The 24245-nt window shown below is 67.2% G+C and carries 22 protein-coding genes and 2 pseudogenes; 18 read left to right on the forward strand and 6 right to left on the reverse strand.

The annotated features are described in order from the left end of the window. Window positions 1-51: 51 nt before the first annotated feature. On the reverse strand, window positions 52-768 hold the full coding sequence (locus HKK72_RS01655) for a hypothetical protein (RefSeq protein WP_187232380.1): 717 nt from the start codon (window positions 766-768) through the stop codon (window positions 52-54). 864 nt (window positions 769-1632) lie between these two features. Here HKK72_RS01655 and HKK72_RS01660 point away from each other — a divergent pair. Then, window positions 1633-2025 (forward strand): HIT family protein, encoded by a 393-nt coding sequence (locus HKK72_RS01660; protein ID WP_187232381.1) that lies wholly within the window; start codon window positions 1633-1635, stop codon window positions 2023-2025. 6 nt (window positions 2026-2031) lie between these two features. Here HKK72_RS01660 and HKK72_RS01665 read toward each other — a convergent pair whose 3' ends face one another. Beyond that, window positions 2032-2613, reverse strand: a complete 582-nt coding sequence (locus HKK72_RS01665) for a class I SAM-dependent methyltransferase (RefSeq protein WP_187232382.1) — start codon at window positions 2611-2613, stop codon at window positions 2032-2034. Window positions 2614-2686: 73 nt separating this feature from the next. Beyond that, window positions 2687-3418, reverse strand: coding sequence for a hypothetical protein (locus HKK72_RS01670; protein ID WP_187232383.1), 732 nt, complete (start codon window positions 3416-3418; stop codon window positions 2687-2689). Window positions 3419-3604: 186 nt separating this feature from the next. Between HKK72_RS01670 and HKK72_RS01675 the strand changes: the two genes are divergently transcribed. From HKK72_RS01675 to HKK72_RS01690, 4 genes are all read left to right on the forward strand, one after another. After that, the gene (locus HKK72_RS01675; protein ID WP_187232384.1) at window positions 3605-4282 is read left to right on the forward strand and encodes a hypothetical protein; all 678 of its coding nucleotides are present in this window, start codon (window positions 3605-3607) and stop codon (window positions 4280-4282) included. Between the two features lie 32 nt (window positions 4283-4314). Next, window positions 4315-5391, forward strand: coding sequence for a thiamine-phosphate kinase (gene thiL / locus HKK72_RS01680; RefSeq protein ID WP_187232385.1), 1077 nt, complete (start codon window positions 4315-4317; stop codon window positions 5389-5391). An 835-nt stretch (window positions 5392-6226) separates the two neighbouring features. Beyond that, window positions 6227-7753, forward strand: a complete 1527-nt coding sequence (locus HKK72_RS01685) for a serine/threonine-protein kinase (protein WP_187232386.1) — start codon at window positions 6227-6229, stop codon at window positions 7751-7753. Beyond that, window positions 7750-9351 carry a protein kinase domain-containing protein gene (locus HKK72_RS01690; RefSeq protein ID WP_187232387.1) on the forward strand — a complete coding sequence of 534 codons (1602 nt, stop codon included), beginning with the start codon at window positions 7750-7752 and terminating at the stop codon, window positions 9349-9351. The genes HKK72_RS01685 and HKK72_RS01690 overlap by 4 nt, the downstream gene beginning before the upstream one ends. A gap of 110 nt (window positions 9352-9461) precedes the next feature. On the opposite strand, the gene HKK72_RS01695 is transcribed toward HKK72_RS01690, so the two are convergent. After that, complete coding sequence (locus HKK72_RS01695) at window positions 9462-10382, reverse strand: LysR family transcriptional regulator (RefSeq protein ID WP_187232388.1); 921 nt, start codon at window positions 10380-10382, stop codon at window positions 9462-9464. 197 nt (window positions 10383-10579) lie between these two features. Here HKK72_RS01695 and HKK72_RS01700 point away from each other — a divergent pair, with 197 nt between their 5' ends. The 10 genes and pseudogenes from HKK72_RS01700 (at window position 10580) to HKK72_RS01740 (ending at window position 18839) form a co-directional block, all read left to right on the forward strand. After that, window positions 10580-11476: an SDR family oxidoreductase gene (locus HKK72_RS01700; protein WP_187232389.1), complete on the forward strand. Its 897-nt coding sequence runs from the start codon at window positions 10580-10582 to the stop codon at window positions 11474-11476. 82 nt (window positions 11477-11558) lie between these two features. Beyond that, window positions 11559-11927, forward strand: a complete 369-nt coding sequence (locus HKK72_RS01705) for a hypothetical protein (protein ID WP_187232390.1) — start codon at window positions 11559-11561, stop codon at window positions 11925-11927. Window positions 11928-11992: 65 nt separating this feature from the next. After that, window positions 11993-12133 (forward strand): annotated as a pseudogene (locus HKK72_RS40500) (hypothetical protein); the annotation flags it as partial. Between the two features lie 82 nt (window positions 12134-12215). After that, window positions 12216-12815 (forward strand): tetratricopeptide repeat protein, encoded by a 600-nt coding sequence (locus HKK72_RS01715; RefSeq protein ID WP_261986471.1) that lies wholly within the window; start codon window positions 12216-12218, stop codon window positions 12813-12815. Between the two features lie 212 nt (window positions 12816-13027). Continuing rightward, entirely contained in the window at window positions 13028-14896 is a 1869-nt protein-coding gene (gene dnaK, locus HKK72_RS01720; RefSeq protein ID WP_187232393.1) for a molecular chaperone DnaK, read from the forward strand. A gap of 149 nt (window positions 14897-15045) precedes the next feature. Then, the gene (gene grpE, locus HKK72_RS01725) at window positions 15046-15522 is read left to right on the forward strand and encodes a nucleotide exchange factor GrpE (RefSeq protein ID WP_315987012.1); all 477 of its coding nucleotides are present in this window, start codon (window positions 15046-15048) and stop codon (window positions 15520-15522) included. 22 nt (window positions 15523-15544) lie between these two features. Then, entirely contained in the window at window positions 15545-16381 is an 837-nt protein-coding gene (locus HKK72_RS01730; protein ID WP_222720178.1) for an alpha/beta fold hydrolase, read from the forward strand. A 103-nt stretch (window positions 16382-16484) separates the two neighbouring features. Next, entirely contained in the window at window positions 16485-16613 is a 129-nt protein-coding gene (locus HKK72_RS40505; protein WP_261986420.1) for a hypothetical protein, read from the forward strand. Between the two features lie 367 nt (window positions 16614-16980). After that, complete coding sequence (locus HKK72_RS01735) at window positions 16981-17574, forward strand: hypothetical protein (RefSeq protein WP_187232396.1); 594 nt, start codon at window positions 16981-16983, stop codon at window positions 17572-17574. Beyond that, complete coding sequence (locus tag HKK72_RS01740; RefSeq protein ID WP_315987013.1) at window positions 17535-18839, forward strand: amidase; 1305 nt, start codon at window positions 17535-17537, stop codon at window positions 18837-18839. Before HKK72_RS01735 ends, HKK72_RS01740 begins: the two co-directional genes overlap by 40 nt. Window positions 18840-18979: 140 nt before the next feature. On the opposite strand, the gene HKK72_RS01745 is transcribed toward HKK72_RS01740, so the two are convergent. Next, the gene (locus tag HKK72_RS01745; RefSeq protein ID WP_187232398.1) at window positions 18980-20395 is read right to left on the reverse strand and encodes an MFS transporter; all 1416 of its coding nucleotides are present in this window, start codon (window positions 20393-20395) and stop codon (window positions 18980-18982) included. Window positions 20396-20529: 134 nt separating this feature from the next. Between HKK72_RS01745 and HKK72_RS01750 the strand changes: the two genes are divergently transcribed. The 3 genes and pseudogenes from HKK72_RS01750 to HKK72_RS01760 all read left to right on the forward strand — a co-directional run bounded on the left by HKK72_RS01750 (window position 20530) and on the right by HKK72_RS01760 (window position 23067). After that, entirely contained in the window at window positions 20530-21411 is an 882-nt protein-coding gene (locus HKK72_RS01750; protein ID WP_187232399.1) for a LysR family transcriptional regulator, read from the forward strand. Between the two features lie 45 nt (window positions 21412-21456). Further along, window positions 21457-21735, forward strand: a pseudogene (locus tag HKK72_RS01755) (nucleotidyltransferase domain-containing protein); the annotation flags it as partial. Between the two features lie 138 nt (window positions 21736-21873). After that, on the forward strand, window positions 21874-23067 hold the full coding sequence (locus HKK72_RS01760; RefSeq protein WP_222720181.1) for a serine hydrolase domain-containing protein: 1194 nt from the start codon (window positions 21874-21876) through the stop codon (window positions 23065-23067). A gap of 192 nt (window positions 23068-23259) precedes the next feature. On the opposite strand, the gene HKK72_RS01765 is transcribed toward HKK72_RS01760, so the two are convergent. Continuing rightward, window positions 23260-23967: a hypothetical protein gene (locus HKK72_RS01765; RefSeq protein WP_187232400.1), complete on the reverse strand. Its 708-nt coding sequence runs from the start codon at window positions 23965-23967 to the stop codon at window positions 23260-23262. Window positions 23968-24245: the final 278 nt, after the last annotated feature.

Raw genomic sequence — 24245 nt, forward strand, 5'->3', positions numbered from 1 at the left:
TCAGTCACGAAGGCACGATGAGGCGACGACAGGGCGGCGGTGGGGTGGTTTTCAGCCCTGGCCTCGGCCGGTATTGCCGTATCTCGCGTTTTGCGGAGGGTGGAGGCCTGCCGGCCAGCCGGGTGACGGATGTGCACCTGGTCCCCAGCTCACGTCCTGAACCGGGTTTCCGCGCATCGACGTCTGATCTCTGCTTCCGGAGACCGCCGCCCTGAGCTTGCCGATGCCGTAGAGGACGTAACCGAAGGCCAGTACGCCTGTCAGGAAGGCGAGCACGATGCCGGCGAAGTCCGCGTCATTCGGGTCGAGAAATGGATAGAGCGGCAGGCCGTCGCCGACATAAGCGACGTAGAACACCAGGTATGCCAGCGGCATCGCGAGCCATGTGATCGGGAACCACCAGCGGACGTTCCGCTGGTCGCTCCCCACCGCGATCCAGTCGATCAGGACGACCAGTGGCGTGAGCAAGTGCTCGAAAAGACTCGAGGTATCGCTGAGGTCGCCGCTGAGCATGGTGAGAAAGGCCACGCTCACCAGCGCCAGCAGCACGGTCGTCGCACCACGCAGCCACGGCGTACGAGGCTCGTGACGCCGGCCGCGCGTGAACAACGGATAGACCAGCAGCGCGACGTAGACAATGGCGGCGACCAGGCTCGCGAACTGACTGAGGTACTGCAACTGGCCGAAGCCTCCGCCCGGCACGGTACTGATGCCCACGAGCGCGAAGGCGACGATCAGGAGACGCCACAGGCTGAGCAAGATCAACATTGTTCCGTTCCCCCTCGCCGCGATACTCGGCTGTTGATCATAGGGCCTATTCGCGTGGGCCGTTCGGCTTCACGAGTCGGTGTGAGGCTTCAGGGAATGTTTAACGTTGTCGTTGAGATGGCGCTTTTCGCAGCTCAACCGGCTCATCACGGCTTGAGTCCACATAGATCGCTGGCCGGTGGCTGGCCACCAACGTGGATCGCCCACTCTGAGAAGGAATCAGCGGCACCGACCTGGAAGAAGACGTTCGGGTTCCACCCGATGACCGCGCCCCAGCGACGGTGGTGAGTACTGCGTCGGCCACTGTCAGAACGTCATGAGGCAAGAGTTGGCCCTGCATACCTCCTGCCATACCAACATCCTTGCCGATTAGGTACACAGAGTTACCACAAACTTGCCGAACGGCCTTTGGCAGCTCGGTCAAGCGGAGTGCGAAGACGTTTCTGTATGACGTCGTTGCTGGGAAAATCATTTCATCAACCAGAGATCCTTTGGGCGGTAAGCCGTGATGAGCCCGCTGAGCTGCGGCGACTGCCATGCCGCTGGTGAGGCGTGCAACCGGACACTCATGGCGAAGCTCATGCTCGCCTCTAAGGTCTCTCTGCGGGAGGTCGATTACTCTCCAGTGGAGTGATGCAACCGACTCCGTACCGCTGCTACATCAGGCAGACTACGAGCACGGACCCACCCGCATCTCTTGAGGAGATCCGACCCATGTCCGGTGCAGGTACGCGACCAGGCCAGCGAAACCGGATAAAGGTGCTCATACTACTCACGCATCTACCGGGCCTAGTGCGGAAAATCTACTCTAAACGGCTTGGGGCGGTCGCGCCGTCCCGACAAACCCACCAGGTAGACCCTCAGATGGGTGACTGTATCTTCTGCCTCCGCGAGGATCCTGCACTTAACACCATCGTATGCCAGAACACCACCTTTTTTGCAAGGTATGACAACTATCCATCCGCACCGGGCCACGTACAAGTAGTCTCTAAAAGGCACGCTGAATCTTTCTTCGATCTTACTGACCAGGAACTCCTGGACGCTTACGCACTGATTCTCGAAGCTCGAAAAAAGTTGGTCGAAGAGCATGATCCACCGGATGGATACACGATCGGCGTGAACGAAGGCCGCGCTGCGGGCCGCAGTGTCGACCACCTCCATATCCATCTGATTCCGAGATACTTTGGCGATGTCAAGGACGCAAGAGGGGGCATCCGCCAGGCGACGCCCAACTGGGATCCGGACAGTTGGAAATAGGCTCGGCTACTTTTGGCCGATCGCGACGAACCAATCCTTCCGGCCTGTGTCCCGAATCCGTACGCGGCGGAAGCCCACCCGCTTCATCTGGGAAGCGAAATCCCCGGGGTCGACAAGTGTGAACCAGCGGCGTCCTGCCAGGGTGCCACCCACTCTCCAGCCCTCACCTGCTCCGGCGCGCATGCTGATGGCGGCGACCCCTCCTCCTGGCGCCAGCGTTCTGAAGATCTCGGAAAGAGCCCTCGTGATCGCGGCCGAGGGTAGGTGCAAGAGGCTTCCTGAAGCCCAGACTCCGCCGAACCGGTCAGCCGGAAAGGGAAGTTCGAGCAGGTCAAGACGAACGAAATGCAGATCGCGAGCTTGACTGGACGACCGTGACCGTGCGCACTGCAGCATGGACATCCCGAAGTCTGCGGCCACGGTCTGCCGGCCAAGATCTGCCAGCAGCCTGCTGTCTCGGCCGCCGCCACAGCCTAGGTCCAGTACCGGAAGCCCTAGAGGTAGCATCTTCTCAAATGTCAATACTTCGTCTCTGAGTCCCGGAAAATTGCCATATTCGTCGGTGGCGTCAGCGTATTCACCCGCCATCTCGTCATATGTACCGCAGGTCGCAACTGTGATCGCCTTTGGATCCGTGGGGCCATGGTGGATTTGGCCCGACTCAAACATTTTCGAATCCATCCTGGCTGATTATCGTGCAGAGGGCGTTGAGCTCGTGCCACATCCGGTGGCAGTTCAATTCATCATATCCATGTGCCGCATCGAAGCTGATGCAGCCGACGAAGCTCGAGCGGGCATTTCTGATCGGACTGGCAAAGACCGCGCCCCGATGGCTGAATCGGTCGAAATCTTCCCAAGAAAAGCCCATGACAGCCTGTCTGCCATGCTCCTGCCGGTATGTTGCGAAACTTTGCTGGTCTGTCAATATAGTGACGAGCTGCTCGACGTTCTTGCTCACTTCCTGATTGAGCTGCCAGCACAGCCCGACGACGCCCACACCACGTGTCGGCCGGATCGTTCGGGTCGCCGGGGTGGAACCGAGCCGGTAGGTTGCGACCCTGCGGAGCTCGCCTTGCACTGGATGCTTCAGCGTGTGCTTCTTCTTCCAGATGTGCAGACCTGGGTCACTGATGGGAACCGGTGGGTTCGCTGCCGTGCCCAGCGAAATGAGCTGCCCGAATGCCGTGAGGATCTGCCTTCTCATCGTGACCCGCTGGGCGAGCGTACCCCTACGGGAATAGGTCTCGAAGGGGCTCAGAATTGCGAACACCCCGGCCAGGATGGTGAGGCCGATAAGTAAGAATGCCCGGCCTTCGCCGAGAGAATCCCAAAACGATTTGGATGGAAGCTCATACTGTTTGCTCGCCAGCGCGACGGTGGCCAGCAGGATCACGCTTCGATCCAGGCTCCGGGCCACGGCCGAACGCATCACCCAGACTCCAATCTTGAGGCTTACTGATTAGCCTAGGGTGTGCTTCAATGTAACTCACATGTCGCGCGGCAGTAAGTACTTTGACTCTTGGCGTTACGGCTAACCCGTAAATGGTAGACATGTCGCTCCGGAATTGGCTGGTACACGATGTCCGAATCAGGAGTTCGCTCTTGTGTTGGCGCGGACCTCTGTCAAGAGCTGTCCGGTGCGACCGACACCGACTTCACGCGCACGTATCAGGGAGATCCTGACAGCAGAATCATCTGCCGTAGCGACAACCTCACGTTGCTGGCTGACATGTCACCTCTGGTGGTCGGCCATCTGCTACTAGCTTCAAACGATCATTATTTCAGCTTCGGAGAGGCCGTCCGCGATCATGTGGAAGAGGTCAAGGGCTTACTTGGCGGGATATTCGACCAGTATGCAGAGACATTCAGTGAGCCGGTTATCATGGAACACGGATCATCGCAGGTGATGGAGGGTTCGGGGTGTATTACACACGCTCATATCCACATTCTCCCTCTGCAACTGGACGCCGTGCACAGGGTCATGACCCAGGATGGCTTGATCGCTTCGGAGTTAAGTGATCTAAGGGACCTAAAAGATCTAGGGGACCGGGGACTGCCGTACTTCTATTGCAGCGACAGGGCGAGGCATCGTGTGTATGGTGTGGCGCGCGCGATGCGTCGGCAGTATTTGAGATCAGTGGCTGGTCTGTTACTCGGGATCGCCGACCCGGAGTGGGATTACGCTGTTGTAGTACGTAAAGATCTCCTTAGAATCACACTTAATCGGACGGCCGGCTGGCACATAATTCCGTATTAGGGAAGACCCGTCACAGAGAGGCGAATCCCGACATGTCAACGACGAGTCCGGCCTCCGACGAGCCCACCCGGCTCGCCAACATCATCAGCACGATGTTCGCCGGCCAGACCGGCCGGTCGCATCGCCTTTCCAACGGTGAGACCGTACAACTGCTGGTCGGTGCCGATGCGCAGGACGACTGTGCGGTGTTCCGCATGGACGGTTCCCAAGAGATGGTCCTGGGATCCGACTATGTCCGGGGCTCCAAGTTCATCCTCTACGAACTCGGCTATCTCGATGACTATGACGTGGGCTACTACCTGGCGATGGCGAACTTCAGCGACATCGCCGCGATGGGTGCCCAACCCATCGCCCTGTTGTCGGTCATCCGATATCCGAAGACGATGCCCGACGAGCAGTTTGCCCAGGTAATGAATGGCATCAACGATGCCTGCGAGTCGGTGGGCGCGCCCAATGTGGGCGGTGACATCGGCACCGCCGAACGCCTGATTCTCTCGGCCTCGGCGATGGGTGTCGTCGAGGCAGGAGGTTCGCTTCTGCGCAGCGGAGCCCGTCCAGGTGATCGGCTGTGCATCACGGGACCGACAGGGATCGCGGCGGCGGCACAGAAGTACTTCACCAAGCCGCACATCGCTGAAGGTGCGATATCTGCGGCTGCCGAGGAGTTCCTTCTCAGCTCTTGGAGGAGGCCACAGGCGCTGGTCGGTCAGGGACGGTGCCTGAGCACCAGCGGACTGGCGACAAGCTGCCAAGACTCCTCTGACGGGCTCAAGGCGGGAATCGAATCGATCGCAGCCCGCAGCGGCGTCGGGTTCATCGTGGAGGAGAAAGCACTGCCGGTCATCGACGTGGTGAGGGAGGTCGCCGAGCTGAGCAATACCGAAGTGACCTCCCTCATCCTCGGCGACTCGGTGGATTTTCAGCTGATATTCACCGTGCCCGAGGATCGTGTGGAAGAGCTCAAGGAGATCTTTAAGGGCCAGGGGTACACGTTCCACGACATCGGGTTTGCCACGGAGTCGCCGAACATCGTGCTACGTCGTAGCGACGGGACAACGCGAGAGCTGCCAGGCGCCGCCTGGCGACACGCCAACCCTGATCTTCCGTGAGATCGTTGAGCCTGCGGCCGTTGGCTGGGGTCAGCCGAAGTACCTCGTAGATGTTCAGTGAAACGTCCACCTCGTGGTCGGCCAGGGCGTCGATCTGCGTTTCGGCGATCGGGCTGCCCATGCGGACGACGTACACGGCTAGATCTGGACTCCCCGACGGGTCAGCACCTCGGCCAGGGTCGGGCCGACCGGGTGGCGGCCGGTCTGGATCTGCTCGGCTTCCGTATGCATGCGCTGCCAGTCGGCCCGGTCCTGGGCTGCGGCGCAAGGCCGGTTGCGGCGATCATGACACCTCAGCGGTTCACTGGACCTGATGCGGCAGCTCACGCGCGTCCCCGAAGGGCGGCTGGGCAGTGGGGCGCCGGCCGTGGAGTTGGCGGTCGGTCATCTCGGCGATCTCGGCGTGTACGTGGCTCCATGCGGCCCAGACAGAGCGTCCCCACCGCTCGTCGTTCCGGCGAAGCGTGGAATGTGGGATCCGGCGGCCCTCCGCCGCGACGAGGTTCCGCGCCCGGTAGATCGAGGCCGTACCCTGGACAAGCGCTCGTGGCCACGCCTTCCTCCCACGCGACGTAGAGATCTGTTTCAGCGGAGTCGTCGACATCAGAGGTGTCCGAAGAGCCGGCGGGTAGAGACCACCCGAGCAGTCTCCCGCCGCCACGCCTGGCGACGAGATGTGGAGCTTATGCACAGGTACGCGGGCGGGCCGACCGGTTTTCGGATCCGGCTGTCACCGCAGTCGGTACGTCGCGCCTGCTCCCAACTTGATCGTCGACTCTCCGGCTAATTTAGGGTTTTACGCCACGTACCTGGATCGCCTCGTTGCGGAGTGTCAATGGCAGATCGTCGTGTCGGCGGCCGTTACCGGCTGCTCGACCGGCTTGGGTCAGGTGGGATGAGCACGGTGTGGCGGGCACACGACGAGGTGCTCGGACGTCCCGTCGCGGTCAAGGAGATCGAGCCGCCCGAGGATGTGACGCCAGGTGAGAGGGAGGTGTTGTACGAGCGGGTCGCGCGCGAGGCGCGGGCCGCCGCGATGCTCGATCATCCCGGTGTCGTCACCGTACACGACGTCGTGACGGAGGCCGAGCGTCCCTGGATCGTCATGGAGTTGGTCGAAGGCCGGTCGCTCCACCAGGCGATCGAGGCGGAGGGGCCGCTGGCACCCGAGCGCGTGGCGCGGATCGGCCTGCACCTGCTGAACGCGCTGGCCGTCGCGCATGGCCGGGGGTTGTTGCACCGGGACGTCACGCCCGCGAACGTGTTGCTGGCGGCGAACGGCCGGGTGGTCCTCACGGATTTCGGAATCGCGGCGATCGCAGGCGATCCGGCGCTCACTCGCACAGGGACGCTGCTCGGCACGCCGGGCTTCGTCGCACCTGAGCGGCTGCGCGATATGCCGTACGGGCCGGCGTCGGATCTGTGGTCGCTCGGCGCGACGCTGTACACGGCGGCAGAAGGACGGGCGCCGTTCGCGCGGGACGCTCCGCTGGCCGCGCTCGGCGCGGTACTCGCCGAGGACCCACCGGAACCCCGCCGGTCCGGGCCGCTGGCGCCCGTGCTGGAACATCTGCTCGCCAAGGATCCGGCCGTACGGATCACGGCGGAGCAGGCGCGGGCCGCGCTGCGCCGCGTCACGGAGGGCGAGGACGCAGGACTCCCGCGCCTGTCGCGGCCGCGCCGTACAGCCCGCATGCCTCGGCGGCGCGTGGTGTGGATCGTGACGGCGGTGGTCGTCGCGGCGGCCGTGGCCACCACGATCGTCGGCGTTGGCGGTTGGCCGCGCGGCGACGAGCCCGGATCGCATGAAACGCCCGGAGCGCCCGCGTCGCCGCGACCGATCAGGGCGGGCGAGGTGCGGCCCTGTTCCATCCTGACCGACGAGCAAGTGCGCGGGATCATCTCCGACGCCGTACGCCATGTCACGGACACCGGCGGATGCGACTGGTGGGACGCCAATGGCACCGGGTTCCTGAGCGCCCTCACCATTGAGGTTCTGGCGTCACCGACGGAGGCTCACGACCGGATGGCGATCCATTGGAACAACACGGGGTCGGTACCAGGGCTCGCGCGGAAGGGGGCCGCCACGGAATGGTCCGGCCCGAAGCCCCTCGGTGAGGTGAAGGGGACCGTGGTGCCGCCTGCGATGGTGTCCGGCGTCGGCGATGAGGCGTACTCCTACGGGATGCACGGCTCTTCCGCACCTGTGGACTGCATGACTTTGCTCGTCCGTGCGGGGAACGTCATCGCCGGCGTCCGCTACTGCGGTCGGCGGGACGCCCGGTTTCCGGCGCCGGAGGCCGCGCGGCGTGGCGCCGCGGCGATGGTGGAGACGCTCGTCCGGCTCCAGGGGCGCGGGTGAGCGGGCGCGGCGAGGTTCTCGCCGGGCGGTATCGGCTGGAGGAGGAGCTCGGCCGGGGCGGCATGGGCACGGTGTGGCGTGCGTACGACACGGAGTTGCGCCGCGATGTCGCGGTCAAGGAGCTGACGCTGCCGCGCGATTCGAGTCCAGGGCGGCGGGTGGCCGCGGTGCGGCGGGCCATGCGGGAGGCGCGTGCCGCGGCGAGGCTGGATCATCCCGGCATCGTCACCGTGCATGACGTCGTGGAGTCCGCGGGGCATCCGTGGATCGTGATGGAGATGCTGACCGGCCGTTCACTGGACAAGGTCGTCACGCGCGAGGGTCCGCTGGAGCCGCGGCGGGCCGCTGCGATCGGGGTAGAGGTGCTGGACGCGTTGCGGCACGCGTACACGCGGGGCGTTCTGCACCGGGACGTGAAGCCGGCGAACATCTTCCTGCGCGACGACGGCCGGGCCGTGCTGACCGACTTCGGCATCGCCGCGCTCGCCGGTGACGCCCCGCTCACCCGGCCCGGCGCACTGATCGGCTCCCCTTCCTACATGGCGCCCGAACGCGTGCGCGGCGAGCCGGCCGGGCCCGAATCAGACCTGTGGTCGCTCGGGGTGACGCTCTACGTACTGGTGGAGCAGTACCTGCCGTTCGCAGGTGAGACGCCCATGGGCGTGCTCGGCGCCGTGCTCGCAGACGAGCCCGCCCCATTCCGGCGTGCCGGACCTCTTGCCCCCGTACTCCTCGCGCTGCTCACCAAGGATCCCGCCGCGCGCCCGGACGCCGAGTCGACGCAACGGTTCCTGCAGCGCGTCGCGGACGGCGAGCAGGCCCCGACGCCGCCGTCCGGCGAGCAGGCCCCGACGCCGCCGTCCGGCGGCTTCGCAGGGCCAGGGCGAGGCATCGCCGGACCGTGGCCGACGCGGCACCGGCTTGCGGCGGCTCTCGCGGTCGCCGTCGCGGTCGTGCTGCTCATCGCCATAGGGGTGATCGTGCTCGACTTCCCGCGCGACGGGCGCCCGGCGCCCGGGGCGCGCCCATCAACGCGGGCGGCCGGGGGACCGACACCGATCAACGAGCTCCCCGGCAGCTGCGGGTTGATCAGCCGCGAGCAGTTGGAACCGTACGTTCCGGTCGCCGCGTCCCAGACCTACACCGGCGACGCGATGGGTCCGTTCGGCGACTATTTCTCCCCGACCGAGGGCTGCGAATGGCAGGAGAACAGCGGCTCGCCCCACTATCTGGTGCGCATCATTTCCCGCGTCGTTCGGGACCGGCCGCCTCTGGACGTGATCGCGACGGCGCACGAGGACTTCGCCACGCTACGGCGCGACATCGAAGCAGGTGCCCATGCGAGCGCCAGGGCCGTACGAGCCGTCCCCGGAGCCGGCGATGAGGCATTCGCCTACGACACCGGCGACACCGGCGACGTCTTCTACACCGACCTGGTCGCCCGCAGCTCCAACCTGCTGGTCAAGGTTCAGTACATGCGAACCGGCCCGGGTCGTACGACCGACGCGGACCGCCGGCGCGTGCGTGAGGGCACGGCACGGATCGCCCAGCTGATGATCGACTCCTACCGTGCCGGCCGTCCCCTCTCCACATCGTGACTCAGCCTCCGCCGCGCGGCACCGGCGACGCCCGGTGGGGACGTTCAGCCCGGGATGCTGCCGTCGTCCATTGACGCCCAGGTTCGGCCTGCGGAACGAGGTGTCGGTCTTCAGCGCTCTCGATCCGTGGGCACTGGACCGCTACCGCTGAGGTGGGCCTGGGCGGCCTTGCGGAAGGCCGCCACGAGGCGGCTGCGGTCGTCGGCGCGGGTCGCCAGGACGACATGGCTCGGCTCGACGCCCTCCAAGGGCACCGTGGTGAGGTCGGGACGCAGCCCCTTGCCGTGAATGTCGGCCGAGATGGCCACGGCGTGGCCGGCGGCGATGGCTTCGAACTTGTCCTCGAGGGCGTCCACGGTCGGGCCGTCGGGTGCCGGCCGACCGCCCGGTCGCGGTTCGAGGCGCCAGAAGGCGCTCCAAGCCGCGTCGGATCCCGGTATCCGGGGCATCGGTTCGTCGGCGATGTCGTCGAGTGTGACGGACTCCTTGCCGGCTAGGCGGTGGTCGAGGGGCACTATGACCACTCGGGGCTCGTCGTACAGGACCGTCACGTGCAGTCGGTCGGTCGGGAACGGCAGCCGGGTCACGACCGCGTCCACTCGGTGATCGAGCAGGGCGGCGCGTGGTTCGTTCCAGTCCAGATGCAGGGCCTGTACGTCGGCGTCCGGATGCCGGCGCCGAAGTTCGCGCACTGCGGGGGTGACGATGATGCCCCTCGTGTAGCCGACGGTGATGTGATTGGGCTGTGCGGCGGCACGGGTGGCGGCCGCGGCCTGGGCGGCTGACCGCAGCATCGCCTTGGCCCGAGGCATGAAGACCTCCCCGGCCTCGGTCAGCCGGGTGCCCTGCGGGGTGCGGTCGAGCAGGCGCGCGCCGAGCTGTTGCTCGAGGCGGCGGATCTGACGGCTCAGGGACGGCTGGGTGATGTGGAGCGCCTCGGCGGCGCGGCCGAAATGCCGGTGCTCGGCGACGATCGTGAAGTACCGCACCAGCCGCAGATCGAGGTCCGGTACGGAAGCTGAGTCCGTCATGCCTGGAGTGTAATCCGTACGACTACCTGTCCTGCTGTCGAAAGATATCTGAGCTGCGGTGATGCCTGAATCGCATTGCCCTATACGGAAGAGGCTTTGGACACGGACCGCTTCCCGCTCCGACGATGGGACCACCGCTCCCGGCGCTTCGAGACCGCGCCGGGCCGGACCACCTCATCTCACCGAAGGAGTGCAGCATGCGCGTTTTCGTCACCGGAGCGACCGGATTCATCGGTTCCGCGGTCGTAGGAGAACTCCTCGACAACGGGCATCAGGTCGTCGGCCTCGCCCGTTCTGACCCGGCCGCCGCATCGCTGGCCGCCGCCGGGGCCGAGGTGCACAGGGGCACTCTCGAGGACCTCGACAGCCTGCGGAGCGGAGCGGCCGGGTCGGACGGCGTCATCCACACCGCGTTCATCCACGACTTCTCCGACTTCGCGGCCGCCGCCCGGACGGATCGGCGCGCCATCGAGGCGATCGGTGAGGCGCTCGCGGGATCCGATCGGCCGTTCGTCATCAGCTCCGGGACCGCCCTTCTGGCTCCGGGCCGCGTCGTGACGGAAGAGGACGTGCCTGATCCCGGGGTGCCCACTGCGCTTCGGATCGCCTCCGAGGAGGCGGCGCTGTCGCTGGCCACGCGCGGCGTACGGGTCTCGGTGGTGCGGCTGCCGCCCTCTGTGCATGGCGAGGGTGATCACGGCTTCGTCCCGATGCTCATCGGCATCGCCCGCGCGAAGGGCGTCTCTGCCTACGTGGGCGAGGGGACCAATCGCTGGTGCGCCGTGCACCGGCTCGACGCCGCGCGGTTGTTCCGGCTGGCCGTGGAAGCGGCGCCTGCGGGCGCCTGCCTGCACGGGGTCGGCGAGGAGGGTGTGCCGGTACGGGACATCGCCGAGGTCATCGGCCGGCATCTGGACGTGCCGGTGACCTCCATCCCCCGCGAGGAGGCGGACGGCCATTTCGGCTTCCTCGGCGCATTCTTCTCGCTGGACGTCCCGGCCTCGAGCACCCTGACCCAGAAGCGGCTGGGATGGCACCCCGGGCGGACCGAGCTGATCCCCGACCTGGCGGCAGGCCATTACTTCAAGGACTAACGCGACTACTTCAAGGACTAACGCGACGGGCGCTGAAGAGATTGGTTGTTCCCGATTGGGCCGACCCCTACGATCCCGTGTCATGCACGGCGTGGTCCGGAAGGTGTGGGTCGACTCGGGCGAGCAGGTGATCGTGACGTTCTCCGGCAACGGGTACGTCGTCGAGCCGGCGAAGACGAGAGCGAGGCTCGCGGCGCTCGTCCCACGAGCGCTGGAAGGGCGGGCGCCGGCCGAATCGCGGCCAGGATGGATTTCGGCCGACGCTGTCCACGAGGCCTGGATCCGTACCGGGCCGAATCGATCGGTGACGGTGACCGTGCGGCTCGATACCGACGGTCGACACCGTCGGTATCGAGCGCGCGGATGGACTCAGGGCCGCAGCCTGGGTGAGGGCTTCCGCGCGCTGCTCGGCTCGAAGGCCAACACTGGATCACCCGTCCCCGAGATCTGATCCGGTCGACCTGGCACCGGACGGGCGGCCGGATGGGTCATGGCCCGTTCGTCGATGCCCGGCAAATGGCCAAAGTCCTGCGTGGGGCGGGATATGGCAGCCGTCCCGTGGGAGACCTCAGCGGCGTGTCAGTAGGGTCACGGATCGCCCCGCTCGTGATCGCCGCGTCGCCGGACGAGCCGCAGTACGAGGCCCGCAGCGACAAGTCCGGGAAGAGGGCCGTGCACAAGCCCGGGGCGCTGAAGTGGCGGTCGAGATCGGTTCCGACGGTGCGGCATGATGCTCGCCATGGCGGCACTGTGGCGGCGTTCCAAAGGCGAGGACGGGGCCGAGTTGAGGCACCTACGGGCCCTGGCCGAGGCCGGGGATCCGTCCGCGATGGTACGGCTTGCGGAGTCGCTGGACGCTCAGGGGCGGCCTGACGACGCGGTTCGGTGGCTGCGACGGGCGGCCGAGGGCGGTGATGTCGGGGCGATGGTCGACTACGCCGCCCACCTGCTGCTACGCCGATCCGATGCCGCGGCGGCCGAGGCCTGGTGGCGCCGCGCGGCGGAGGCCGGGCACACCAGTGGGATGGTGGGTCTCGGGGCCGTACTTCTGGAGCGTGGTGACCTAACGGGGGCCGTGATGTGGACGCGCCGGGCGGCCGAGGCCGGCTTCGCGGTGGGGATGTACAACCTCGGCGTGCTCTTGGCAGAGGATGATGATCGCGCCGAGGCGGAGTGTTGGTGGTTGCGTGCCGCCGAGGCCGGGCTGGTCCCAGCGATGGAGCGCCTGATCGGCCTGCTGCGCGACCGCGGCGACGAGGCGGCCGCGCGAAGCTGGGAGATCCGGGCGGTGCAGTACGGAGGGGACCCGCACGCGCCCGGGGACGTGAAGAAGGCGTAGGGGAAGAGCAGGGTTCGAGAGCCGCGGCGCGGCCGACCGCCCGCTCGCAAACGGCGGATCTTGACAAGTGTTCGTCGAGTTTTTATACCGGTCATAGGGGAAGTTTCTTCCATACCTGCAGGTCACAGCCGCATCGATTCGACGAAGGATCTTTGCAGGAGGTGAGTGGGGTGGCGGCGCGACGGGAGTGAGGACCCGAGGGAGGCGCTGAGATGGCACGAGCGGTCGGTATCGACTTGGGCACGACGAACTCGGTGGTCTGCGTCCTGGAAGGAGGCGAGCCGACCGTCGTCGCCAACACTGAGGGATCACGCACGACTCCGTCGGTGGTGGCCTTCGCGAAGAGCGGTGAGGTGCTGGTCGGCGAGGTCGCGAAGCGCCAGGCGGTGACCAACGTGGAACGGACAGCGCGGTCGGTGAAGCGCCACATGGGCGAAACGGACTGGCGCTTCCCAGAGTCCGGCAGCGTGGACGGCAAGCGGTACACAGCGCAGGAGATCGCCGCGCGCGTGCTGCAGAAGCTGAAGCGCGATGCCGCGGCCTACCTCGGGGAGGACGTCACCGACGCCGTCATCACGGTGCCCGCCTACTTCGATGACGCGCAACGCACGGCGACCAAGGAGGCGGGGGAGATCGCCGGTCTGAAGGTACTGCGGATCATCAATGAGCCGACGGCGGCGGCGCTGGCCTACGGCCTGGACAAGGAGAACGACCAGCGCATCCTGGTCTTCGACCTGGGCGGCGGCACGTTCGACGTGTCGCTGCTGGACATCGGCGAGGGCGTGGTCGAGGTGAAGGCCACCGCCGGGGACACCCATTTGGGCGGGGACGACTGGGATCAGCGGGTCGTCGACCACCTGGTCAAGCAGTTCAAGAACGGCTACGGGGTGGATCTGTCGAAGGACAAGATGGCGGTGCAGCGGCTGCGCGAGGCGGCCGAGCGGGCCAAGATCGAGTTGTCGACCGCCACGGAGACCACGATCAACCTTCCCTACATCACCGCCTCCGCCGAGGGCCCGCTGCACCTGGACGAGAAGCTGTCGCGTGCGCAGTTCGAGCAACTGACCCACGAGCTGCTGGGCCGCTGTAAGGGCCCGTTCCAGCAGGCCGTGAAGGATGCCGGGATCAACGTGTCCGACATCGACCATGTCCTCCTGGTCGGGGGCGCCACCCGGATGCCCGCCGTGATCGACCTGGTCCGCGGGCTCACCGGCGGCCAGGAGCCGCACAAGGGCGTCAACCCCGACGAGGTCGTCGCGGTCGGCGCGTCCCTGCAGGCCGGGGTGCTCAAGGGCGAGGTCAAGGACGTCCTGCTGCTGGATGTCACCCCGCTGTCGCTCGGCATCGAGACCAAGGGCGGCATCATGACCCGGCTCATCGAGCGCAACACGACGATCCCGACCAAGCGCTCGGAGGTCTTCACCACGGCCGATGACAACCAGTCGTCGGTGAACATCCAGGTCTACCAGGGCGAGCGCGACATCGCGGCGTACAACAAGAAGCTCGGCATGTTCGACCTGACCGGTCTGCCGCCCGCCCCGCGCGGCGTCCCCCAGATCGACGTCGCCTTCGACATCGACGCGAACGGCATCATGCACGTCTCGGCCAAGGATCTCGGCACCGGCCGTGAGCAGTCGATCGCCATCACCGGTGGATCCGCGCTGCCGAAGGAGGACATTGACCAGATGGTGCGCGATGCGGAGCAGCACGCCGAGGAGGACCGCCGCAGGCGCGAGGCCGCCGAGACCCGCAACAGAGCCGAGACACTCGTCTACACCACAGAGAAGGTGCTGCGCGACAATCCCGACAAGGTGCCGGGCGATGTGCGGGCCGAGGTGGAGGCCGCCCTCGCCGATCTCAAGGAGGAGCTCAAGGGCGAGGACGTCACGGCCATCCGCCACGCCACCGACAAGGCGGCCGCCGCCGCCCAGAAGGTGGGCCAGGCGATGTACGCACAGGCACAGGGCGGCGCCGCGGGCGCGGATGCGGGAACGGCCGGGACACGGCGAGGGGCCGATGAGGACGAGGTCGTGGACGCGGAGATCGTCGATGAGGACGAGCGGCAAGGAGACACCGGATGAGCCGCCCGCCTGATCTCCGGCGAACAGGGCGACCGCGAACCGGTCTTCCACCGCTCCCGGCCGGGGCGCGGCGTGACAAGGTGCCGGCCCTGACCGGCGCACCGCCACCTGCCCGCTCAGGATCCGCTCCGAAGGTGGCCAGGCCTCGCGTGCCGTCACGGATCGAACGGCTGGAGGCCCTGCTCGCCGAGCGCACCGCGGACCTGCAGCGGGTCAAGGCGGAGTACGACAACTACCGCAAGCGGGTCCGGCGCGATCGCCTGGCCGTCGGCGAGGCCGCTGTGGCGAACGTGCTCCGCGGTCTGCTGCCCGTGCTGGACGGTGTCGCCCGGGCCCGCGAACTGGGTGAGGTGCACGGCGGCTTCCAGCAGGTCGCCCAGGCGCTGGAAACCGAACTGGCCGCCCTCGGCCTCCATGCCTTCGGTGAACCCGGTGAGCTCTTCGACCCCGCATGCCACGAGGCGCTCTTCCACGTACGTTCCACCGAGGTCGACCACGCGACCTGCAGCACGATCCTGGCCGCCGGCTACCGCGTCGGTGACCACCTCCTGCGGCCCGCCCAGGTAACGGTCACCGAGCCACTCGCCCTCACGTCCGACCACGTGAAGAAAGATCATTTTTCGTGACCGGGCTGGGTCCGATGCGAGGATGACGGGCATGGTCAGTTTCGCTTCATACGACGGAACCGTGCTCGTCTGCCATGAGCGGGGAGGAGGGCCGGCGCTGGTCTGCTTGCCGGGCGGGCCGGGGCGGTCCTCGGGATATTTGGGGGATCTCGGCGGCCTGGCGGCTCAGCGTCGGCTCTTCTTGCTGGACAATCGAGGGACAGGCGAATCCGCGGCGCCAGTTGATCCAGACACGTATGCGATGGACCGGATGGTCGCGGATGTCGAGGCACTGCGTGTCTATCTGGGGTTCGAGCGGATGGACTTGCTCGGGCATTCGGCGGCTGGAGGGCTGGCGTTGCTGTATGCGGCCCGGTATCCCGAGCGAATAGGTCACCTGGTGTTGGTCACGCCGAGCGTGCGTCCGGTGGGGATCGAGATAACCGATGAGCAGTGGTACGCCCAGATCGAGCGCCGAGCTGATGAGAGCTGGTATGAGAGCAGGCTGCCAGACCTCAAGGCGTGGGACGCGGGCGATGAGAGCCGGCGCCTGCAGGCGCAGCCGTTCTTCTACAGTCCTTGGAACGAAACCGCCGAAGCACACGCCACACGGTTTGCCGAACGCTCGGTCGAGGCGGCGAAGCGTTTCCACACCGACCTGCCCGCGGCCGAGAAGACCCGAGCGAGCCTTGCGAAGGTCACAGCGCCGGTCTTGGTGATCGCGGGAGAGCAGGACCCGGGACCATTGCCCGCGCACGCGGCCGAGCTGGCCGGGATCTTCCCGCGCGGGACCAGCATCGTGCTGCCCGGAGCCCACTACCCCTGGGTCACCGCTCCGAACAGCTTCGCCGAGGCGGTCGGGACGTTCCTGGAGAGCTAGCCGGCCGGCAGCACACCTGAAAGCGTCGTACCTGGGCGGCACGATGCATCATGTGTGACAATCACCAACCGTTCCGCCCTATCCCATCCCGGCCGGATGGGTCATGCCCCACCGCGGCTCCAACCGGCGGCGCAACCTGTGGGTGGTGTCCCTGCTCGACGTGCAGCCCGCCGACCGGGTGCTCGAGCAGCTTCAATCCGGGCTTCTGCCTTGGAACGGATATTCCTGGTAATTGCTCGGCCCAGGCTCCGATTACGGGTGTCACAGTGATCTCGATGCCGCTGGGAGAGCGTGCGCCCATCGGTGGCCTGCGACCGGGGAGCGGCCTTCGGGACAGAGGACGTGTCAGCACGTTGGACACGGAGGAGCACCCATGAAGAGGCACACCGGCCCATGGCCACGGTGAGTGTGGTGAGTCGACCTACGGAGGCGCTCGACGATTCGAGAATCGTCGCCGCATCTCTGGAGGACCCTGAGGCGTTCGGCGAGCTGTTCCGCCGGCATTCGCCACGGCTCCACGCCTACATCAACTGGAGAAGACCCTGCTGGATCTCAAGGGCGACTGGGAGGCGTACGCCCCGAAGGCCACGAACCGGCCGATGCGCGCCCTTAGGGGCGACAAGCGCGTCCGGGCGCTGAGTGACGTGGCCGGCACCCTGCCGGCCGGCGCGCCCGCCCTTCCCGACCTGCGGGCGGCCGCGTTCCGGATGCTCGCCGGCCTGCCCGGCGTCAAGACCGAGGGCAGGGCGACCGACCCCCTGGGCCGCGCCGGAACGGTGGTGTCGCTACCGGTGGAGACGACCGTTCCCCTCGGTCTCTACACCGCGCCCAAGCAGCTCGGCACCCGGCGGCAGTGGATCATCGACCCTGACAGAGGTCGCGGAGTGGACCGGCTCGTTGCCGAACTGACCTCTCCGGGGCGTCGGCCCGGGCTCCACCCCACCGTCCTGGCGTTCGGCGGTACGATCCAGTCCGTCGTCGCCGGAGCCGTGCTCGGCGCACTTCCACTCCTCCATCGGGAACGTGGTGTCCATGGCGGTCTGCACCGCAGTCATCGTGTCGGCACTGGGCGTACTGCCCTGGTTCAATGGATAGCGCGCCCATTCGGCCTACTGAGCCGAGCCGTACCGGCGGCTACTTCACCGGTCACAGCGTGGCGGATCTCGGACGCGCCCTGCGTACGGGCACGGTGACGGCGGTCGGGCTCGTCAAGGGAGCGCTGGCGTCGATCTCAGACCTCGACGCCGACCTCGGCGCGTTCGTCACCGTCGCCGCGGAGCGGGCCCTGGCGGCCGCGCTGCAGGCGGACGCCGAACTCGCCGCCGGCGTCGACCGAGGTCCGCTGCATGGCATCCCGATGGGGATCAAGGACATCATCGAGGTCGAGGGGCTCCGGGCGACGATGGGTTCGGCCCACTACGCCGACCACGTGTCCACGGTCGACGCCGAGTGCGTCCGCCGGCTCCGGGCCGGGGGCGCGGTCATCGTCGGTAAGACCACGACGCACGAGTTCGCGTACGGGCCGACCGGTGATCGCTCGGCCAATGGCCCCTCGCGCAACCCGTACGACCCCACCCGGATGTCCGGTGGCTCCAGCGGCGGCAGCGCCGTGGCCGTCGCGGCCGGGATGGTGCCGGTCGCGCTCGGTACCGACACAGGGGGGTCGGTTCGCATTCCGGCGGCGCTGTGCGGTGTCGCGGGGTTCAAGCCGGCGCACGGTGTCATCCCGGCCGATGGGGTGTTCCCGCTCGCCCCGACGCTGGACGACGTCGGTGTGCTCGCCCGCACCGCCGACGGCTGCCGGGTCGCCTACCGCGTTCTGGCCGATCTGCCGGCCGGCCCCGGTGGCCCCGGCGTGGACGTGCGGCGCATCGGTTGGGTACGACCCGGCGCGTTGTTCGAGACCGACCACGACATCGAACGGCTGACGCGGGCGGCGCTCTCGCCCGTCGGTGCCGAGGTCGAGGAGGTCGAGCTCCCCGGGGCCGCCGGGATGAGCGAGACGTACTCCGCGATCCAGGGCAGTGAGGCGTACGAGGTGCACGCCGACCGCGTGGCAGCCGATGCCGCGCTGTTCGATCCCGAGGTGCTGGAGCGTCTCAGACTGGCGGCCGAGACCGCGGGGTGGCGATACGTGCGGGCGCTCCGCGACCGCGGCCGTCTCCAGAATGAGATGTCGGCGCTGCTGTCCCGCTACGACGTACTGGCACTGCCGACCACACCCCTGGTCGCGCCGCCCCTCGGAGCGCGGACCACTGAGATCAACGGCACGGCCGTCGGCGTCCGGCCGGCGATGCTGTCGATGACCAGCCCGTGGAACGTGTGCGGCCTACCGGCGCTCAGCGTGCCGGCCGGCATGGTCGGCTCGTTGCCGACCGGGCTGCAGCTCATCACCGGCCCAGGCCGGGAGGACCTCCTGTTCGGCGTCGCCGAAAAGGTCGGTGCAGGCGGTCACTGACCCACCTCTGTCAGACGTACGAGTGCGGTCTCCCGCTTGGTCCGGCAAAGGGCGCAGAGGGAATCCGGGTCGCGATCCGGTCGCGAGCGTGCTCGCACCAGGTGAAGGGGATCGGGCAGGCGAGCGCGTGCTCGATCAGCTCATTGATCCGTCTTCACCGACAGGTCGTGATTCCGTCTCGCGTTATCGCGCGCCGAAGCGAACACCGGCCAGGCAATGGCGCAGACTGCGGCCGACAGCAGTAGGGCCCATCCGGTGCCTGCGGCGACGGCGGCGCCCATGACGGCGACGCCGAGGGTGGCGCCGACCTGACGCACGGCGTTGAGCAGGCCGCCCACCGCACCGGCCGTTCCCGTCGGGGCGAGGCTGACAATGGCGATGACCAGGGCCGGCAGGGCAAAAGAGACACCGAAACCGGTCATCAACAGCCCCACTGCCAGCCACAGGTAGCCGGCGTCGGCGAAGACCGCGCCGCCCAGCACCACACCTCCCGCGGCCAGCAGTCCCAGCCCGGCCAGGATCGGACGGCGCGGACCCACTCGTGCCACGATCTTGCCGGTGACCGGCGGGGCGGCGGCGAAGGGAACCGTCAGCGGCAGGAACGCCAGCCCGGTCTGCAGCGGGTCCAGGTGCCGCTGCTGCTGCAACAGCAGCGGCAGCACGAACAGCCCTCCGGTCAAGGCGAAGTTCACCGCCGCAGCGGCCAACAGCCCGGCCCGCACCCGACCTGCCCGCAGCAAGGCCTGGTTCACCACCGGTGCCTGACTGCGCTGCTCCAGGCCCCAGAACGCCAGCCCCGAGGCCGCCAACCCCACCAACGAGCACACGGTGTGTGCCCATGCCTGCGCACCGGCAGCGATCAGGGCGTCGGTGAACAGGGCGAGCACCGCCGCGGCCGCCAGCTGGGCGGGCCAGTCGATCCGGCGGTCACTGCGCGGGCAGGCCACCGCCTGGCCCAGCGTCAGCGCCAGCACCCCCAGGCCCAGAGGCACGTTGATCAGGAACACCGACCGCCATCCGGCGAGGTTGACCAGGGCGCCACCGGCGATCGGACCCACCGCCACCGCCGCGCCGCTGATCGCGGCCCATGCCGAGACCGCACGCGCCCGCGCGGTGGGCTCGGAGTAGAGCTGGGTGATCATCGCCATTGAGGCGGGCACACACGCCGCCGCGCCCATCCCCAAGATCGCGCGCAGCAGCACCAGCACCCACGGCGCCGGAGCGAACGCACTGAGCAACGACGCCAGCGTGAAGACGACGATGCCGCCCCGGAACAGCCGCTCGGCCCCAAAGCGGTCCGCCGCCGCCCCCGCCGACAGCAGCAGCGCGGCGAACGTCACGGTGTAGCCGGTCGTCACCCACTGCAGCCCGGCCATCGACGCGTGCAGAGACGACGCCAGATCCGGCTCGGCGACCGACAGCACCGTCATGTCCAACAGCACCATGAAATAGCCCAGCGAGATACCCGCCAGCACGCGGGCGCGCCCCCGCACGGGGCCGGGACGCCCCGCCGTCGACGCGGCTGACTTCGCCGCGGATGGCTTCACAAGGGTCATGTCCAAGACAGCTCCCAAAGACAGAGAACGGGAATGACATGACCCACTGTGCGTTTGCGCAGGCCAGCGGCTCCACCGCCACCGCCGCACGGTCCGTTCGGAATTTCCGAACGCTCCGCATGGTTTGTGGTCGGGTGGAAGTGCGCCAACTCAGGACCTTCGAGGCCGTCATCCGGCACCGGACCGTGACCGACGCCGCCGTCGCCCTCGACCTGGCTCCCTCATCGGTCTCCCAGCAGATCCGAACCCTCGAAGGCACACTCGGCGTGGCCCTGTTCATGCGTGGCCCCAAGGGAATGGAGCTCACCCCCGCCGGACAGCGGCTACGGGGATGGGCACGCACCCTGCTCGACCAGACCGAGCAGGCCATCCGTGACGTGAGAGGCCAACAGCAGCTGCTGCGGCTCGGCGCGCTGGAAACCCTGGCCGGCTCCTACGTGCCTCAGGTCCTGGCCCGGTTCGCCGAACGCCAGCCCGGCATCGACGTCGAGATCCACTCCGAACGCGCCCGCGACGGTCTCCTCGCTGATGTGATCGAGGGACGACTAGAGGCCGCACTGCTACTGGACTCCGGTGACGACGTCGGCGGGCTCGGCTTCCCACCCCCCGCTCAACCGCTCACCTTCCTCGACCTCGACCCCGTCCCCCTCGCGCTGGTCTGCGCACCAACCCACCCGTTCGCCACCAGAACCGCGCTGACTCCCGGTGACCTCGAACACGAGCGGCTACTGGTCAACGTCCCTGAATGCTCGTTCTGGATGGCCGGGAACAAGATCCTCGGCTCCGGTCCCAAACGGATCAAGGTCGGAGGCATCCCGGTCATGCGCGCATGGGCCGAACACGGACTCGGAATCACACTGCTACCCCGGTTCGCGGTCGCCGACAATCTCCGTTCCGGAACCCTGGTCGAACTCGACCTTCCGCTCCCGGATCTCAGCCTGCGACTGGTCTGGCGAGAAGACCAGGAATCGCGGCCCGGGATGCGCGACATCCTCTACGCCGCAGCTCGTCCCTGACCACCACAGACCCGCCACCCCACTGGGGCGAACCGCTGGAGAGCGGTACGGTTCGTGGCCTCGCATCCGGCCGGCCAGGAAATCGATCTTCATCCTCTGGTCTTCGCACCGGACGGATCCGCCCTGCAGGCCTCTCTGGATCCCGAGCGTCCTTTCGCCTACCCGGCCCGCTGCTTCGTCGCGGGAACGATCGAGGGCGTGACCGTGCCCTGCCTGTCGGCCGAACAGCAGGTCTACTTCCATCAGGGCTATGAGCCGGCCGACCACGATCGTCGCGATATGGCCCAGCTTCGTCGGGCATTCGGAATCACCACGCACTTCTGAATTCGCCGCCGCCCCACAGGCGTACAGCCAGCTGTACCAAAGCACTCCAGTGCGTGGGATCGATCATGAGACCGCTCATCGACAGGCTAGGTGACGTAACAAAGCGAACTCCCAGCCACCCAGCATGGAGTGTTTCCCATGTCACGCACCCCCACCCAGCCCACTTCCCCTCGGCGTCCCCGGCGTGTGCGGGGGCGGATCCTGGCGGCGGCGGCACTGACGGCATTGACCGGAATCGTCGCGGCCGGCATGCCGGCCGCCGCCGCCAGTGCCGCGACCGGTCCCGGCCGCACCTCCGACGTAGTCAAGAAGAGTCTGGAGCGCCTGGTCACCGGCGATCACTTTCCCGCCGCGCTGGCCGCGGTGCAGGACGCCAAGGGCCGGACCCGCCACTACACCGCCGGTGTGGCGGACCTGAAGACCAGGGCGAAGGTGCCCGTTGACGGGCAGGTGCGGATCGCCAGCAACACCAAGATGTTCACCGCCGTGGTCGTGTTGCAGCTGGTCGGCGAAGGCAAGATCGACCTGGACGCGCCGATCGAGACGTACCTGCCGGGCCTGGTCCGCGGTGAGGGCATCGACGGCCGGAAGATCACGGTCCGGCAGCTCCTGAAGCACACCAGCGGCCTGCCGGACTACACCAGGTACATGCCTGACGGCTTCGAGATCCAGCACACCTACAGCACTCCGCGGGAACAGCTGGACATGGCCCTGGCGCACGAGGCGTCGTTCGCTCCGGGTGCGAGGTGGGAGTACAGCAACACCAACTATGTGCTGGCCGGTCTCATCGTGCAGAAGGTCACCGGCCGTCCCATCAGCGAGGAGATCACCAAGCGGATCATCGACCGCATCGGGCTGCGCCACACCTACTGGCCCGGTGAGGGGGATCAGACCATCCGTGAGCGCCACCCCAACGGGTATGCGGCCAAGGAGCCCGGCGGGCCGCTGCTGGACGTCACGAATCGGGACCCCTCCTGGGGAGGGGCGGCCGGACAGCTCATCGCCACTCCCAGCGACGTCAACCGCTTCATGACCGCACTGCTGGACGGCAAGCTGCTCAAGCCGCAGCAGCTCGAGCAGATGCGCGAGACGGGCAAGTCCCCGGGACTCCCGGCCGGCTGGGAGTACGGCCTCGGCCTGGTCAAGATGTCGCTGAGCTGCGGTGGTGTCGCATGGGGCCACGGCGGCGACATGGACGGTTACGAGACCCGCAGCGCCGCCACCGACGACGGCCGGGCGGTCACCCTCGCCGTGACGACTCTGCCCACCAACCAGGCCGCCCTCGAGAACGTCATCGCCGCCGCCGACGCCGCTCTGTGCGCAGCCCGGTAACACATAGGTAGACGCGGTCGAGCGCACCAGAACAAGTAGTACCCACGAGGTCGAGGACGGTCTTCCCAAGACCGTCCTCGACCTCGTTCGGGATCGCCGCTCTGGCGGGGGACTGGGCGGGCGCCGGGCTTTCGGACGGGACGGGTTCGCCGACCCGTTGATGGCCGCCGCGAACCTGTAGAGCGATCACCGTCAGGACGTGACGGGGATGAACGCGTACACGGGCAGTTCCTTGATACCGCTGATGTTGTCGCGCTTGGTGGAGTCCAGCCAGACCACGGCGATGTCACCACGTTGAAAAGCGTCCTTGTCGTACTGCAGCATGCGGGAATCCAGGATGACCCGGAACTTCTGCCCGGCCGGGACCGTGCCCGAGGCGCTCTCGATCTCGCTGGTGTTCTGGTCGAACAGCATGACGCGTGTCGCCTGGTATGTGCCTTCGCCCAGGGGGTCCGAGGCCATCAGTGAAATTCCGTACGCCGCGCTCGAGCCGATGCAGTAGTCCGGGTGGCCCTGTACCGAGATCGCGCAGTCGGAGGCGCTTGCCCTGACCCTGCCGGCGCTCACCGCGGCATGGTTATAAACCAGGAACCAGCCGTTGTTCAGACCCCCCGTGTACTGGCGGTTGCCCCAGTCGGGGCCGGTCGTGCCGGTGACGATGATCGCCCTTGAACGCAGGACGGTTTCCAGGATGCTGTCATCGATCGCGATGGGGCGGTTGCAATACCACTCGGCGACGGTGAACGTGGGCGGCTGGGAGGTGGGGGTGGTCGGAGTGGGCGTAGGCGGCGCCGCCGGCGCGGACTGGATGGCGAGAGTGCTGCGGTCAGGAGCAGTTGACGCCTTGTCGTCGGCGCCGCACGCGGTGACGGCCAGTACAGCGCAAATGGTGGGGAGCATGAGCGCTCTGGAAGGGGAAATCATGTCAGCCGTTTTGTGTCGCCCTGGGACCCTATCGGTCCCAGATTCGGGTAAAGGTTAGCGGCGCTATCCTTACGCTGAGCGTCAGCACGCCGGGCAAACGGGGAGCCACCGTCACGCGACCCGATGACATGGCGATTCGTTCACTGACATCGGCTTTGATGCGCAGGCGGACATGGATTCCGGCTTCGGCCAGCGAATCGTCGATGTATTCGCACAGTTTCTCGCGCTCAGACGTATAGCCAGCTGTACCAAAG

Origin of the sequence: Actinomadura sp. HBU206391 (assembly GCF_014323665.1) — a bacterium.
In the GTDB taxonomy this organism is placed as follows: Bacteria; Actinomycetota; Actinomycetes; order Streptosporangiales; family Streptosporangiaceae; genus Actinomadura_C.

What these genes read in the sequence shown, in the direction of transcription:
- HKK72_RS40505 (WP_261986420.1), top strand. Translation starts at nt 16,485, where the DNA reads ATGCCCCACCGCGGCTCCAACCGGCGGCGCAACCTGTGGGTGGTGTCC.
- HKK72_RS01685 (WP_187232386.1), top strand. Translation starts at nt 6,227, where the DNA reads ATGGCAGATCGTCGTGTCGGCGGCCGTTACCGGCTGCTCGACCGGCTT.
- HKK72_RS01735 (WP_187232396.1), top strand. Translation starts at nt 16,981, where the DNA reads ATGCGCGCCCTTAGGGGCGACAAGCGCGTCCGGGCGCTGAGTGACGTG.
- HKK72_RS01745 (WP_187232398.1), bottom strand. Translation starts at nt 20,395, where the DNA reads ATGACCCTTGTGAAGCCATCCGCGGCGAAGTCAGCCGCGTCGACGGCG.
- HKK72_RS01730 (WP_222720178.1), top strand. Translation starts at nt 15,545, where the DNA reads ATGACGGGCATGGTCAGTTTCGCTTCATACGACGGAACCGTGCTCGTC.
- HKK72_RS01715 (WP_261986471.1), top strand. Translation starts at nt 12,216, where the DNA reads ATGGCGGCACTGTGGCGGCGTTCCAAAGGCGAGGACGGGGCCGAGTTG.
- HKK72_RS01765 (WP_187232400.1), bottom strand. Translation starts at nt 23,967, where the DNA reads ATGCTCCCCACCATTTGCGCTGTACTGGCCGTCACCGCGTGCGGCGCC.
- HKK72_RS01695 (WP_187232388.1), bottom strand. Translation starts at nt 10,382, where the DNA reads ATGACGGACTCAGCTTCCGTACCGGACCTCGATCTGCGGCTGGTGCGG.
- HKK72_RS01705 (WP_187232390.1), top strand. Translation starts at nt 11,559, where the DNA reads ATGCACGGCGTGGTCCGGAAGGTGTGGGTCGACTCGGGCGAGCAGGTG.
- HKK72_RS01665 (WP_187232382.1), bottom strand. Translation starts at nt 2,613, where the DNA reads ATGGCGGGTGAATACGCTGACGCCACCGACGAATATGGCAATTTTCCG.
- HKK72_RS01675 (WP_187232384.1), top strand. Translation starts at nt 3,605, where the DNA reads ATGTCCGAATCAGGAGTTCGCTCTTGTGTTGGCGCGGACCTCTGTCAA.
- thiL (WP_187232385.1), top strand. Translation starts at nt 4,315, where the DNA reads ATGTCAACGACGAGTCCGGCCTCCGACGAGCCCACCCGGCTCGCCAAC.
- dnaK (WP_187232393.1), top strand. Translation starts at nt 13,028, where the DNA reads ATGGCACGAGCGGTCGGTATCGACTTGGGCACGACGAACTCGGTGGTC.
- HKK72_RS01760 (WP_222720181.1), top strand. Translation starts at nt 21,874, where the DNA reads ATGTCACGCACCCCCACCCAGCCCACTTCCCCTCGGCGTCCCCGGCGT.
- HKK72_RS01660 (WP_187232381.1), top strand. Translation starts at nt 1,633, where the DNA reads ATGGGTGACTGTATCTTCTGCCTCCGCGAGGATCCTGCACTTAACACC.
- HKK72_RS01655 (WP_187232380.1), bottom strand. Translation starts at nt 768, where the DNA reads ATGTTGATCTTGCTCAGCCTGTGGCGTCTCCTGATCGTCGCCTTCGCG.
- HKK72_RS01700 (WP_187232389.1), top strand. Translation starts at nt 10,580, where the DNA reads ATGCGCGTTTTCGTCACCGGAGCGACCGGATTCATCGGTTCCGCGGTC.